The sequence below is a fragment of the Streptosporangium sp. NBC_01639 genome (genome assembly GCF_045209755.1).
Taxonomy (GTDB): Bacteria; Actinomycetota; Actinomycetes; order Streptosporangiales; family Streptosporangiaceae; genus Streptosporangium.
In genome coordinates this window covers 8,724,260-8,737,880 of sequence record NZ_CP109272.1, presented here as the reverse complement: position 1 = coordinate 8,737,880, position 13,621 = coordinate 8,724,260, and the positions used below count along the sequence as shown (strand labels likewise).

Here is a 13,621-nt window from a genome sequence, read left to right as displayed (position 1 = left end):
CTAAAGAGTTGTTCTCTCTCAATGGTGAAAAGCTGGAGACGGATTCGATGCCCGTAGTGAAACTGCATGACGGAGCCACGATCGACGTGGAGGTCCGTGGCGCCGGCCCCACCCTGCTGCTCCCGGTCAATCCACGTCCGGTCGAAGGACCCCAGGCCGACGAGATGCGGAAGTGGGGTGCCGATCCGGCCCTGGGGCACTCCCTCATCGAGGGCCTCAGCGACGCGTTCCAGGTGGTCGCCTTCGACTACGAGGGCCACGTCCTGGGCACCCCCAAACCGGACACGCTGACGCCCGACAACATCGCCGGCGACCTGCTCACCGTGGCCGACGCCGTGGGGGCCGACCGGTTCGCCTACTACGGATACTCCTGGCTCGCGCTGAGCGGGCTTCAGCTCGCGATCCGGACCGGCCGTCTCTCGGCGCTCGTGATGGGCGGCTTCCCACCGGTCGGCGGGCCGTACGGGGAGATGCTACGCGTGACCACGGCGACCCATGAGATGTCGGTCGCCGCCGAGAGCGCCCCCACGACCCCGAAGACACCGAACGAACCGGGCGACTGGTCGTCGGTGGAGGTGTCGATGACACGAGCCCAGACCCAGCAGTTCGTCACGCTGTACCAAGCGTTGCAGGGGTTCGACGACCGAGCCGCCCAGACGCGGATCAGCTGCCCGCGCCTGTGTTTCGTGGGTTCGGCGGACGAAATGGAGTACGGCGAGCGCTGGGGCGACGTACATGTGAGCATGGCGGGAGCGATCACGAGCCGACGCGCCGAGCTCGAAACCCTCGGCTGGGACGTGCGCGTTCTGGACGGGCTCGACCACACAGGGGCCATGCAGGCCGCTCACGTCGTGCCGATCCTGCGTCCGTGGCTCATCTCCGAGGTCGGCGCGGAGGATCTCCGGGCGGCTCCGCCTGGAGGCCGCTCATAAAACGCCGGCAGCCGGCGGATTGCAGCAGTGCCCGGGAAGTCGGGCCGCTCCGATCGCGGAGCGGGGACCACGGCTCAGTGGTCGGGGAACCAGGAGCCGTGGAAGCCGGCCAGGTCGGCGCTGTGGTCGATGCGAGACCGGATCGCGGAGAAAGCCCCGGCAGACGGCTTGGAGATCAGACGGCACGGCGGGCGGCGACGGTCTGGGGGTAGCGGGCGGTGAAGACGGCGGGCGCCGCAAAGGTGAGCACCTTGATGGCGATGACGGCGGCGGTGGCATGCGGGGCACCGTGCAGCAGCAGAGCCAGGGAGAGTGCGGCGACGGTGAAGGCCGCACCCCACACCGAGGTGATGACGACGTTGACCCGGTAGAACAACGGCGTCTGCCAGACCTCCGGTGGCGCCATGCTGCGGGCGATGCCAAGAGTGAAGGGTCTGCGGACGGCCAGTGATCCCCAGGCGGTGAGCGCGAGCCAGGCGTTGACGAGAGCCGGGCCGTACGGCGTGAGAGGGGAGTCCGGAGCCGTGAAAGAGATCAGGGCCGTCACGACGAAGAACACCACCGCGCTAGACTCGATCACCATCTCGTCCCATTTCTTGCCGGCCCGGCGGTCGGCGACGATCACCACGGCGGCGATCGCCAGCCCGGCCAGCGCGCCGTAGCGCCATTCGTCCCCCGTGGCGATGACGGCGTAGGCGATCCACGGGAGAAACCCGAGGAGATTGCGGATCATTGCAGCTCTTTTCAACATTCCTACTCAGACATGACGAATGTAGAGCTTCCACTATCGACATGTCAACGTTGGAATGTAGGATGCCGTCATGGGCCTCCGACACGCACTGCTGGGCCTGCTCGCCCAGGGACCCGCGAGCGGCTACGACCTGCTGAAGATCTTCGAAATCTCCCTGGCCAACGTCTGGCCCGCCACACAGAGCCAGGTCTACTCCGAGTTGTCGCGCCTCGCCGACGCCGGGCTGGTGAAGGCCGCCGCCGAAGGACCGCGCGGCCGCAAGGAGTACAGCATCGCCGAGCCGGGACTTGCCGAGCTCCGCCACTGGCTGACGGAGGTCGAGCCGGTCCGCGCCAGGCGCAGCGAGATGCTGCTGCGCGTTTTCTTCCTGGGGCAGGTCCGTTCCGATCAGGCACGCGACTATCTACGGCAGCAGGCGGAGGCGGCGCGGAGCCAGCAAGAGGAGCTGACGGCACTGAAGGGAGTCGTCGGCCAGGGCGAGGACGATCTCTCCGTCTACGGCCGGCTCGCCCTGGAGTGGGGGCTGCGGTTCAGCCGGATGCAGCGCGAATGGGCCGAGTGGGCCGTCGACGAGATCGGGGGAGAGGCAGGTGCACCGTCCGGTCAGGGGCGACCTGACTGAGGTCGCGTTCCTCCGGGCTCCCCGGCGGCGCGGGTGGCGCGGGCGCCCAGCGCGTGGAGATACGCCAGCAGCTCCGGCGGCTCGTGCACCTCGAACTCGCAACCGAGCATGAGCAGCCGCGAGGCCAGCCACTCCAGGGTGTCGGAATACTCGTGCAGGCGGCAACTGCGCTCGTCGAGCGGCTGCACGTCGCCCGGGGCGACGCCGAGCCGGTGCGCCACCTGGCGGGCTGGAAGGTGCACGGTCGCCACCACCTCGTAGGTGGGTGCCATCGAGTACATCCTGCGGGTGACGAAGGCGGCCGCGTCCTGCTCGGGCAGTTCGCGGGCCGCGACCCGTACGCCGGTCGGTTGCGGGTCGTCGATCCGGTCGACGCGGAAGATCCTCCAGTCCTCCCGGTCGTTGTCGTAGGCCAGCAGGTACCAGCGACGCGAAGCCGCCACCAGACGGTACGGCTCGACCAGACGCCTGCTCTGGTTCCCGTCGCCCGCCTGGTAGGCGAACCGCAGGCGTTCGCGGTTGGCGACGGCCCCGGCGAGCACCGTCAGGATCCGCGGGTCGACGCCCGGCCCGCTCCCGCCCAGCATCGAGACCATGGCGGTGCCGAGCGCGCCGACCCGATGCCGCAACCGGGACGGCAGCACCTGCTCCAGCTTGGCCAGGGCCCGCACCGACGCCTCCTCGATGCCGTTCACCGGCTGCCCGGCCGCGGTGCGCAGGCCGACCGCGACGGCCACCGCCTCCTCGTCGTCCAGCAGCAGCGGCGGCATCGCCGCGCCCGCGGCGAGCCGGTAGCCGCCCACCGCCCCCATCGACGCCTGCACCGGATACCCCAGCTCGCGCAGGCGGTCGATATCGCGGCGGATCGTCCGGGGGCTCACCCGCAGACGATCCGCCAGCTCACTGCCGGGCCATTCACGCGGGGTCTGCAGCAGGGACAGCAGGTGGAGCAGCCGTGCCGGGGTGTCGCTCATGAACCCCATCATCGCGGTCATATGGGACAGGATCTGACCTACATGCTCCCTAGTGTCGATCCGTCACCGCAACGCACCACCGGGACCGTCCGGAGATGACGTGGCGTGACACCGCCCGCCCGGCGGGCGCAGCCACCAAGGAGAACCATGAGCACCGAGATCCGCCCCTTCCGCATCGACGTCCCCCAGGCCGACCTGGACGACCTGCGCGACCGGCTGGCCCGTACCCGCTGGCCCCGGCAACTGCCCGGCGAGGGATGGAGCCGCGGCGTGCCGGTCGGCTATATCAAGGACCTGGCCGAGTATTGGCACAGCGGGTACGACTGGCGTGCCCATGAGGCGCGGCTGAACAGGTTTCCGCAGTTCGTGACCGAGATCGACGGTCAGCACGTGCACTTCCTGCACGTGCGCTCTCCTGAGCCCGGCGCTCTGCCGCTCATCCTCGCCCACGGCTGGCCGAACTCGTTCGTGGAGTTCACCGAGCTCATCGGCCCCCTCACCGACCCCCGCTCCCACGGCGGCGACCCGTCTCAGGCGTTCCACGTCGTCATACCGTCGGTACCCGGGTTCGGGTTCTCCGCGCCGCCGCGCGGGACCGGCTGGAGCGTCACACGCGTGGCGCGGATGTGGGCGGAGCTGATGCGCCGCCTCGGCTACGCGCGCTACGGCACGCAGGGCGGAGACCTCGGCGCTTACGTCGCACCGGAGGTCGCCAAGGTCGACCCCGAGCACGTCGCCGGGGTTCACATCAACGCCGGGTTCGGCTTCCCCACCGAGAAGGACGTTCCCGAGTTGACGCCCGAGGAGCATGAGCAGTACGTGCAGATGCAGCAGTGGGCGGGCGGCGGCGTCGACCACCACCGTCTGCTGCGCGCCGCGCCGCAGACCTTCTCCTACGGCTGGCACGACTCCCCGACGGCCCTGCTGGCGTGGCACCTGCAGAAGTTGTGGGAGTTCGCCGGCACGGCCTACCTGCCCGACGAGGCCATCGACCGGGACCTGATCCTGACGAATGTGGCCCTGTACTGGCTGACCGGGACGTCGGGCTCTTCCTCGTGGTTCATGTACGAAAGCAGCGAGTTCGCCTGGCCGGAAGGACAGTCGGAGGTACCGACCGGTGTCTACTGCGGGCCGCCGGCGATCCGCCGCCTGGCCGAGCGCCACAACACCGTCATCCACTGGCCCGACAGCAACCCCGTTGGACACCACTTTCTCGCCATGGACGTTCCTGAGGCGCTCGCGGCCGACATCCGCGAGTTCTTCGGCAAGGTCCGCTGACTTTCGCCCGGTCGTAGCCGTGCGAGGCCGCCGCATCCCGGCTTCGACCCGGGCGGTCCGGCACCGCGAGGCCGCATCACCCGGACGTCACCCATGTCAGTCGTCAGTAGGGCCGAAAGGCTGAGAGGACGTCGAGCCGGGTCGCCTCGGATCACATGGCGGGTTCGCCGGCCGCCGTCGAAGTGAGGGGGCTCAGTGGGCGGGCAGGGTCGGATGGGGGTCACCGTTCACGGTGCTGGTGATGGCCCACCGTTCGTGGTCCCGCCAGGCGCCGTCGATGAACAGCATGTCGGGCGAGTAGCCCTCCCTGCGGAAACCGTGTCGTCGGACAAGCCTCAGGGAGGCCTCATTGCCGGGCTGGATGTTGGCTTCCAGCCGGTGGAGCCGCAACCGCTCGAACGCATAGCGCAGCACCAGGCCGAGACCTTCGGACATGTAGCCCTGACCGGCGGTGGGGGCGAAGGCCGCGTAGCCGAGGGAGGCGCACTGGAAACGTCCGCGGATGATGCTGTTGATGTTGACCATGCCGGCGATGGCTCCGGTGTCACGCACGCAGACCAGCAGGCATTCCTCGGCGGGCTGGTCATACCGGGCGATGAGCGTCTGGAACCCCTCGGCCGTGGCGGGCAGGGACATCCACGGATGGTGCAGGTCAACGCTGGCGCGGACCAGTTCGAGGAACTCGTCCTGGTCGCGACCGGTGATCGGACGCAAGGTCACGCGGGAGGAGTCTTCCCGCCGGCCAGTCGGGAGCGACTCGATCTCCGCCGCCTTTTCGGTTTCTTCGAATCCGTCGTTCTGAATCACGGGTGGAACGGTATCGCGGCTCACTGGTGCGACCTAGTCGATCAATGATCCGGGGTCGCCGGTGAACGTCTGCGGAGACCTCGGCTCCGGCTGTGGAGACCCGCCGTGGAACACGGCCCGGCGCGGCGAGATCTCCGGCGCCGGGGAGCGGAGGCGGCGGGCAGCCGCCCATCGCCAGGGCTTTGTCGGTATTCCGGGTGGTTCACTCCGTGGTCCTGATAACAGGTCCATAAGAGCACGCGGTTACCCGCAACATACAGTGCGTAGTTTTCGGCACGCTGGGGGAGATCAGACATGACAGAGGAGGCGAGATGCAAGGTGATCACGACTCGGCGCGCCGCCGCGACCCGAGCGCGAGTCCACGTGGCCGCAGGCCGTACGGCGAGCCGGCGGACCCTCCGGCACCCGCCCCGGCGGATCCGGCGGCCTCCGCCGACCGGGCACGGGCCGGGGCCTACGGCGGCGCCGGCGATCCGTTCATATACGGGTCCCGGTTCAGCGTCGAGGTCCGGCCGACGTGGCCGCACTCGCCGCCGCTTCCGCCGCCGTCCCCGCCGGGCAGGGCCTACCGGTCATGGCCGCGGTCGCTGCCCTGGTCATGGTCGTGGCCGCGGTCGCTGCCCTGGTCGTTGTCGTGGCCGCAGTCGTGGCCGCGGGTGACGCGTGAGCAGCTTCTACGGCCCGCTCTGATCTGCGGGTTCCTCGCCGCCGCCGGGGTGGGTCTCTGGTCGTCCGGGTGGTCGCCGACGCCACCGGCGACCACCACCCGGACGATCGCCGCCGAGGTCACCGCGGCGCGCACTCCCTCAGGGGTCACCGGCCACGGAGCGGTGATCGCTTTCGAAGGGGAAGCACCACCCGCCGGTCACCTGCCCGTGGCCACTCCCCGAACCGTCGTCTCGGCGAAGCCGGCCCGCAGCCGGAAACCGGCGTCGTCACACACGGCCGCACGGCCCCGGAACCGCACCGTCCCAGGGGTCCGGGCCGAGCGGCACCGGCACGGGCCCGGCGCACCACGACGGGCCAGAGCCGTCAGGCCGAAGCCCCCGGCGCCCCACGCCAGGGCCGCCCGTCACGGGGAGCGCGGTCGCCACGGGGACGCCGCCGTCTCCACCGTCTTCCAGACCCCCAGCGCCTCCGCCATCCCCGACATCTCCGTCATCCCCGAGACCCCGGAAGACCGGCTCAGTGCCGCCTACGCCTGCCGGCACCTCCGGCCCGGCGACGGGCGCTACGCCTACTGTGTCAGCGCGTGGAACGACTACAAACGGCAGAAAGGCCTACCGTGACACGGCCCGGCGGGCGTTCCCGCTCAGGCGCGGGTCCTTGAGGCGGCCAGCGTGACAGCGGCCGAGGCGAACGCGGCGATGATCGGGTGCGGCCGGCTGCCGTCCCCGGCCAGTTCGGGCTGGAAGAGGCTGGCCAGGAAGAACGGGTGATCCGGCAGTTCGAGCACCCGGACGTCTCCGGCGTCGTCGTGGCCGGTGAAGCTGAGGCCGCCCTCCTGCAGCACCGGCAGGTAGTCGGGGTTGAGGCCGAAGGTGCAGGAGTATCTCTCCACCGTCCTCTCGGCGCCGATGATCCTCTCCACCAGAGAGCCGGACGCCAGCCGTATCACCCCCTCGTGGCCCACGAGCGAACACGCCAGCGGCCTCAGCAGGAAGTCGTCGGCGCCCGGGTCGTTCTCGGCATGCGCGACCGCCAGGCCCAGGACGTTGCGCGCGTACTCCAACAGGGTGTGCTGGAAGCCGCCGCAGGTGCCCAGGAACGGGATGGCGTGCTCGCGGGCGATGCGGGCGGCGTTCACCGCGCCCGCCTCGCTGCGGTACGGGCTGCCGGGCAGCATCCAGATGCCGTCGAACCCCTCCAGATCCGCCGTCTCGGTGGTGGGAGTCCAGTAGGCGTCCAGCGTCAGCCCGTCACGCTCACGCAGCGCCTCGAGGAGGGAGGGGATGCGCATGTGCGACTGGACACTGGAGGACCTGTCGCCCACCAGGGCGATTCTCGCGATCGTCATGCGTCTCATCCTCGCTGGAGCACCGAGGTAAGCGCCAACGATGATTACTGCTGGGTTGATAAGCGATACTGATGCGTCGTGGATCCTCATCTGCTGCGCACCTTCGTGACCGTCACCCATTTGCGGTCCTTCTCCGCCGCCGCCGAGGAACTCGGCTACACCCAGTCGGCGGTGTCCCAGCAGATCGCCGCGCTGGAGGCCGACCTCGGTCTGGCTCTGCTGCATCGCCGGCCGGTGCGGCCCACCCCGGCCGGGGAACGCCTGCTGGAACACGCCGGTCCGCTGCTGCTGCGTCACCGAGCCGCCCGCGCCGACGTCCTGCGCGCCGGCGCCGGTCCGATCGAGCAGCTGAATGTGGTGGCCTCCCCGCTGGCGTGCACTCCGGTGATCGCTCGAAGCCTGGCGCGAGAACGGCTGGCGGTGACGCTGCGCACGGCCGGACGCGAAAGCGTCGTCGAGCAGGTCGCCTCCGGCGCCGCGGATCTCGGGTTCGTCGACGGGATCGCCGCCCCCAGCGACCCGTTGCGCCTGCCGGACGTGGGGTCACTGGCCAGCGTCGGCGTGGCCGAGGAGGAGCTGGTGGTGGTCCTGCCCACCGGCCACCCACTGTCTCGCAGGCGTGGGCTGGCGCTGGCCGACCTGTCCGACGCGCTGTGGTTGCAGGCTCCGGCCGCCGTGTCGGTGGAGCGGTTGCGCGAGATGGCGGGGGTCGGTGGATTCCGTGTGGGGTTCCGTTACGACGGCGAGGACCTGCACACCGTGCTGAACCTCGCCGCCGCCGGACATGGCCTGACGCTGCTGCCCTCATCGACGGCGTCCGGGGTGCCGCTGGCCGCGCCGCGCGTGGTGCACCGGGTGGAGATGCTGCACGGCTCCCTCGCCTCCGGACCCGCCGCGGCCGTCGCCGGGCGGCTCAGTTGACGTTGCATCCCTTTTGGGCGGTCACACTCGGAGTCATGGGTAAGCCGTTCCAGAGCATGGAGAGGGTCCCGGTGGCAATCACCGCGAAGCAACGGAAACTCTGGTCAGAGCTTCGGCGAAAGGTCTTCCAGGGCGAACGCAGCGGGGCCCCTGGCCTGCATATTGGTGGAATTCGGTGGATCCTGCTGGAACCCCGTCATGCGCGAGTGACGTTGCGGTCACGGAGTCAAGGTGCGGAGTGCGTCGTGGAGTTCCGCCGCGCTCTGGTAGCCGATCACGGGCTTCTCCTGGAGAGCTTTGTCGATGACGGCGGCCAGTGCTTTCGGGACGCCCGGGTCCCGGCGGCGGATCGGTACCGGCTGTGACTGCAGGACGATCTGCCAGGGGTCCCTTCCGGCCGGGAAATCCCTTGGGTACCGGGCGGTCAGGGCGTGGTAGAGACAGGCGGCGAGGGCCCAGACGTCGACCGCGGGTGTGGCGTTGCGGAAGTTGACGACCTGCTGGCGGGGCATGTACCAGGGCTTGCCCGCGGCCGTGCCGGTCCGGGTCAGGCCGCTCAGGCCGGCCTGGTCGAAGGCCTTGGCGAGGCCGAAGTCGCCCACCTTCGCCACCGGTGAGCCGTCGGCTGCCTCGCTCAGCAGGATGTTCTGGGGACTGAGATCGCGGTGGACGACGCCCTGCTCGTGCGCGTGTCCCACGCCTTCCAGCGCCTGCAGCGCGAGGCGGACGGCCTCCGCGACCGGGAGCCGCCCACCCCTGCGGTTCAGGAGTTGGTCGAGACTGCCTCCCGCGCAGAACTCCGTGGTGAAGTAGAACATGCCGTCGGCGGATCCGGCGTCGTACAGAGCGGCGACGTTCGGGTGGCGCAGTGCCCGGGTGAGTTCCACTTCGCGCAGAAAGCGGCCGCGGGCTTCGGCGCCGGCCGCCACCTTCGGCAGCATCACCTTCAGCGCCACCTCTTCGCCGGTGGTCTCATGGCGGGCGAGGAACACCGCGCCCATCCCGCCGCGGCCGAGTTCGCGCAGGATCGTGTACCCGGCGATGGGGGCGAGGTCGCGGCGCCCGCCGTGCGCGAGGTTCAGCAGCATTTCGGCCACCGCGGCCGGTCTGGCCTGGCAGGCGGCGCAGACGTACTCACCGGCCCGAGCGCCGAGCTCGCTGCCCACTTCCCGGTCGCAGACCTTGCACCGGGCCAGCGCCAGGGTGCGCTTCACCCCGCCCGCGGCGGGCTGGACACCGACCCGGAAGACCGTCTTGCCGATCCGGATCTCGTCGCCGTCGGCCAGGTCGTGCTCCGGGAACGACAGCGCCGCGGCCTCCTCGGGTGTCTGGTGTGCCGCGCGCTGGCCGATCTTTTCGTCGTTGACGTAGGTTCCGTTGAGGCTGCCGAAGTCGCGGATGCGCGCATCGGGCGGGTTGATGTCGAGCAGGCAGTGATGCCGGGAGACGGTGCGGTGGTCGTCGTCGTTCGGCAGCCGCGGCGCGCAGTCTTCGGCGCGGCCGAGCACGCAGGTGGTCCGCTCGTCGAACACGTACTCGGTGGGGGTGAGCCTGCCCTTGACGAGTTTCAGCGTGATGGTGGCCGGTCGCGTCATCGCATCTCCTCTTCGGCACCCGCGGTGGCGCACATCAGCGCACCGCCGGCGGCCTCGGCCCGGGCAGATTCCGGTGCCGGCGCGACGCTCTTCGCGTACCGCGTCACCGTTTCCACATCCTGCTCAAAACCGTGCCGAGCCGCCCGGTGGTCCGGCGTTCGAGCTGCGCCCGTACGCCTTCGGGCCGCAGCCAGCCGAAACCGGCGTCCTGGAGCCGCTCCATCAGCTCGTCGGCGCCGCCGGTTTTCCGGCCGGTCCGCTGCCGGGCCAGGAAAAGCTCCAGATGGGGGGTCGCGCCATCGGCCCAGTCCGCCGGTTCGCGTGTCGACAGTTCCCAGTCGAAATCCCAGCGCTGGACGGTCCCGTCGTTGCCTGCGGATAAGGCGAAGCTGCCATCGGGGGCGAACGCGAGGTCCCTTATTCGCCCCTGGTGTCCTTCCAGGGCACGCAGCATCTGTCCACTGTGGGCATCCCAGACCCGGAGAAAGGAATCGCTGTCGGCCGAAAGGGCGAAGCGCCCGTCCGTGCTGAGCCGGGCCTTCAGCGGATGGCCGGGGTGTTCGAGGACCCGTACGCATTCCCCCGACGCGACATCCCACAGCCGGATGCACCCAGGGCCGCACACCACCACGAAACGCCCGTCGGCACTCATGGACACCGACGACACCTGGTCGTCGTGCCCCTCCAGGGTGCGCAGCCGCCGTCGCCGGCCGAGATCCCACAGCATGATCCTCTTGCTTCGACCGACCGTGGCGGCGACACGTTCGTCCGGGCTGACCCAGATCGAGTGGGCCAGGCCGCAGTCTTCGATGGTCCGCAAGAGGCGGCCGTCGGCCAGATCCCAGAACTGCAGCCTGCCGTCGACGGCGGCCAGCGCCCGTCGCCCGCCGTCGTAGAACCGCGCCGAGGTCGCGTCGTGGGTGCTCGCGAACATGACGCGCAGGCACTCACCGGTGCCGATGTGCCACAGCTGGAGCTTGCCGTCGTGCCCGGCGGACAGCACGTGCTGGGTGTCGGCGCTCAGGCTGATGTCGTTCACCATGGTCGAATGGCCTTCGAGGACGCGCTCGCAGGCTCCGCCGGCGACGTCCCAGATCCGGATCGTCCCGTCGCCGCCGCTGGAGACCGCGATCGTGCCGTCGGTGGAAATCACGACCGAGTCCACGTAGATCCGGTGTCCGGAGAAGGTCGTCGTGGGCCAGGCCGCCCGCAGGCCCGTGCGGACCGTGTGGCGGCCCAAGGCCCGCCAGGCGGTGAGCACCTGAGGCGATCGCTGGTAACCGGGGATCGCCCGTGCCCGGGTGAGCACGTCGAGCGCGCGCGGGTAGCGGGAGGCGGCGATTTCCCGCATTGCCGCGAAGACCAGTGCCTCGGCCTCACTGCCGAGCCGGCTCAATTCCGCGTGCCGTCGTGGTTTGCTCAGCTGCGGCGCGGCGGCCCAGTCGAGGGGGAGGTCCCATCGGCGGACCGCGTTGTCCTGACCGGCGGAGATCGCGGAGCGGCCGTCCGCGCTGAGCCGGACCGCCCGCACCGCGGCGCGGTGGCCCCGGAAAGTCCGCAGGCACCGCCCGCCGGCGACGTCCCAGATCCGGACCGTCTTGTCCTGCGAGCCGGAGAGCACGAAGCGCGCGTCGGCACTCAGCGACACGGTTTCCACCCAGGCGGGCGCGTTCATGGTCTGCAGGCAGCGGCCGGTGCGGAGGTCCCACAGGCTGATCGTGCCGTCCTGGGCACCGATGACCGCGAGACGCCCGGCGGGGTCGAGGCAACTGGCGTTGACCGTCGAGGTGTCCTCCGGGCGGATCGGCCGGTAGCGGCCGGAGCTCAGGTCCCAGAACCGGACTTCTCCGTTGGTCTTGCCGGTGGAGAGCAGGAAGCCGCAGTCGGCGGTCAGTTCGATCGAGCGCACGCCGCCGGCGTGCCCGGCGAGGGTCCGCCGGAGCTGTCCACTGCGGGCGTCCCAGATCTGGATCGGCCCGTCCGCGTTCGAGACCAGCACGATGCTCGCGTCGGCGTTCAGCGCGACCGGGTGGGTCGCGTATCCGAACCGGGGCGGCGGCCTGAGGGGAAACCCGCGCAGACAGCGGCCGGTGCCGAGATCCCACAGCCGCAAGGTGTGGTCTTTGCCGGTGGAGGCGGCGAAGCGCCCGTCCGGGGTGAGGGCGATCGAGCAGACCTCTTCGCGGTGCCCGTTCTCGAAGTGCGCCTCGACCGCCTGGAGGCATTCCCCGCTGCGCAGGTCCCACAGCTTCACCATGCCGTCACGGCCCCCGGTCAGCAGCAGCCGACCGTCGGGGGTGAGGCTGGTGAGGAGGTAAGGGCCGTTTTTGTACGGCCCATCCGGCTCGGTCAGCTCATCATTCCGGAACAGCGCCCACGGGATCGCCCTGGCCTCGGCGCAGCGTGCGTCGGTGAGCCGTCCGGATTGCACGGTCCGCAAGGCCGCTTGCACTTCGGGTTCGCCGGCGGCCTCGTCTCCGAGCTCGCCGAGGAGCGTGCGGGCCGCGGTGAGGTCGCCGCGTTCGAGGTGTACCTGGGCGAGCAGATGGCGTGCCTGCCACGGGTCTCCGGCGTCGGTGCGGATCGATTCGAGGCCGGTGATGAGTTCTTCGTCGGTGACCTCGCCGTGGCGCCACCGGTGCAGGCCCGTGTTATAGGTGGCCTCCAGGTGCTGCGGGTCCGCCGCCAGCGCCGCCGCGAACGCCTCCCGAGCCTCGCTCGTGCGGTCGAGGTCGAGCAGCGACACGCCCCGGTTGTTGAGCTCGTCGGCGCGCAGATCGGCCGCCACCGGGGTGGCACGCGGATACGGGCCACCGGAAATCCGCTGGTGGACCTCGGCCAGGCCGGTGGCGACCTCGGCCATCGAGCCCGGCCGATCGGCCGGGTCGAGGTGCAGGCATCGCTCGAGCACGTCGGCGAGTTCGCCGGGCATGGCCGGAAGCCCGGCTTCACCCGGCCCGTCGGCGCGGTACGCCGCGAGTGCTTCCCCCGCGATCGGCCCGGCCATCCAGGTGATCCCGCCGGTGAACATCTCCAGCACCGACACCGCGAAGCTGTAGATGTCGGTGCGCCGGCCCAGCGACTCGCCCGAGGCCTGTTCCGGCGAGGCATACGCACGGGTCAGGCCACCGGCGGGGACCAGCACGCTGACGCCGGGCGCGCTCTCGCGTGCGGGCATCGTCATGGCGACGGCGCGGGCCCTGGCCAGCCCGAAGTCGGTGACCTTCGCGGTGCCTTCTTCGTCGAGCAGGACGTTGGCGGGCTTCATGTCCTGGTGCACCAGGCCGCGGCTGTGCGCGTGTTCGAGGCCCCACGCGGTCTGGATCGCGAAGTCCGTGATGCGGGTGAGCACCTCGCGTTCCGTGCCCTCGTACAGCCTGCGGTCGTCGATCCAGTCACGCAGGCTGCCGCCCGCGACGTACTCGGCGAACACCCGGGGAATGCCGCCGAGCGTGCGGACGTAGTGGCAGGCGCACACATTCGGGTGCAGCCCCAGCGACACCCACACCTCGGCCTCGGTGACGAACCGCTCCCGGTCGGCCGCGCTCTGGAACAGCTCCGGGCGGGGGCATTTCACCGCGAGATCGGTGCCCCACAGCAGATGCCGGACCCGGTACACCAGCCCCATCCCGCCGTGCTCGTGCACCCGGGTCACCTCGTACCGGCCGTCGATGACATCACCGATCCGCCACAGCGGCGGGACCTCGGCAGGCCCGCTCATGGA

The 13,621-nt window shown here is 70.3% G+C and carries 12 protein-coding genes; 6 read left to right on the top strand and 6 right to left on the bottom strand.

Annotation, left to right across the window (positions count from 1 at the left end; genetic code table 11):
* The first annotated feature begins 47 nt into the window (after nt 1–47).
* Nucleotides 48–932, top strand: a complete 885-nt coding sequence (locus tag OHA77_RS39645) for an alpha/beta fold hydrolase (RefSeq protein ID WP_406314483.1) — start codon at nt 48–50, stop codon at nt 930–932.
* A gap of 175 nt (nt 933–1,107) precedes the next feature.
* On the opposite strand, the gene OHA77_RS39640 is transcribed toward OHA77_RS39645, so the two are convergent.
* On the bottom strand, nt 1,108–1,665 hold the full coding sequence (locus OHA77_RS39640; protein ID WP_406314482.1) for a hypothetical protein: 558 nt from the start codon (nt 1,663–1,665) through the stop codon (nt 1,108–1,110).
* An 88-nt stretch (nt 1,666–1,753) separates the two neighbouring features.
* Here OHA77_RS39640 and OHA77_RS39635 point away from each other — a divergent pair, with 88 nt between their 5' ends.
* Nucleotides 1,754–2,305, top strand: a complete 552-nt coding sequence (locus OHA77_RS39635) for a PadR family transcriptional regulator (protein ID WP_406314480.1) — start codon at nt 1,754–1,756, stop codon at nt 2,303–2,305.
* Here OHA77_RS39635 and OHA77_RS39630 read toward each other — a convergent pair.
* Complete coding sequence (locus OHA77_RS39630) at nt 2,287–3,279, bottom strand: helix-turn-helix transcriptional regulator (protein WP_406319955.1); 993 nt, start codon at nt 3,277–3,279, stop codon at nt 2,287–2,289. The genes OHA77_RS39635 and OHA77_RS39630 overlap by 19 nt on opposite strands.
* Before the next feature lie 147 nt (nt 3,280–3,426).
* Here OHA77_RS39630 and OHA77_RS39625 point away from each other — a divergent pair, with 147 nt between their 5' ends.
* Nucleotides 3,427–4,557 carry an epoxide hydrolase family protein gene (locus tag OHA77_RS39625; protein WP_406314478.1) on the top strand — a complete coding sequence of 377 codons (1,131 nt, stop codon included), beginning with the start codon at nt 3,427–3,429 and terminating at the stop codon, nt 4,555–4,557.
* A 192-nt stretch (nt 4,558–4,749) separates the two neighbouring features.
* On the opposite strand, the gene OHA77_RS39620 is transcribed toward OHA77_RS39625, so the two are convergent.
* On the bottom strand, nt 4,750–5,364 hold the full coding sequence (locus tag OHA77_RS39620; protein ID WP_406314476.1) for a GNAT family N-acetyltransferase: 615 nt from the start codon (nt 5,362–5,364) through the stop codon (nt 4,750–4,752).
* A gap of 517 nt (nt 5,365–5,881) precedes the next feature.
* Between OHA77_RS39620 and OHA77_RS39615 the strand changes: the two genes are divergently transcribed.
* Together OHA77_RS39615 and OHA77_RS39610 are read left to right on the top strand one after the other, a co-directional pair.
* Nucleotides 5,882–6,031 (top strand): hypothetical protein, encoded by a 150-nt coding sequence (locus tag OHA77_RS39615; RefSeq protein WP_406314474.1) that lies wholly within the window; start codon nt 5,882–5,884, stop codon nt 6,029–6,031.
* Entirely contained in the window at nt 6,021–6,653 is a 633-nt protein-coding gene (locus tag OHA77_RS39610) for a hypothetical protein (RefSeq protein ID WP_406314472.1), read from the top strand. Before OHA77_RS39615 ends, OHA77_RS39610 begins: the two co-directional genes overlap by 11 nt.
* Before the next feature lie 23 nt (nt 6,654–6,676).
* Here OHA77_RS39610 and OHA77_RS39605 read toward each other — a convergent pair whose 3' ends face one another.
* Nucleotides 6,677–7,381 carry a glutamine amidotransferase-related protein gene (locus OHA77_RS39605; RefSeq protein ID WP_406314470.1) on the bottom strand — a complete coding sequence of 235 codons (705 nt, stop codon included), beginning with the start codon at nt 7,379–7,381 and terminating at the stop codon, nt 6,677–6,679.
* A gap of 78 nt (nt 7,382–7,459) precedes the next feature.
* Between OHA77_RS39605 and OHA77_RS39600 the strand changes: the two genes are divergently transcribed.
* Nucleotides 7,460–8,302, top strand: coding sequence for a LysR family transcriptional regulator (locus OHA77_RS39600; protein WP_406314468.1), 843 nt, complete (start codon nt 7,460–7,462; stop codon nt 8,300–8,302).
* 218 nt (nt 8,303–8,520) lie between these two features.
* Here the strand turns inward: OHA77_RS39600 and OHA77_RS39595 are convergent, their stop codons facing one another.
* On the bottom strand, nt 8,521–9,897 hold the full coding sequence (locus OHA77_RS39595; RefSeq protein WP_406314466.1) for a protein kinase domain-containing protein: 1,377 nt from the start codon (nt 9,895–9,897) through the stop codon (nt 8,521–8,523).
* 103 nt (nt 9,898–10,000) lie between these two features.
* On the bottom strand, nt 10,001–13,618 hold the full coding sequence (locus tag OHA77_RS39590; protein ID WP_406314464.1) for a protein kinase domain-containing protein: 3,618 nt from the start codon (nt 13,616–13,618) through the stop codon (nt 10,001–10,003).
* Nucleotides 13,619–13,621: the final 3 nt, after the last annotated feature.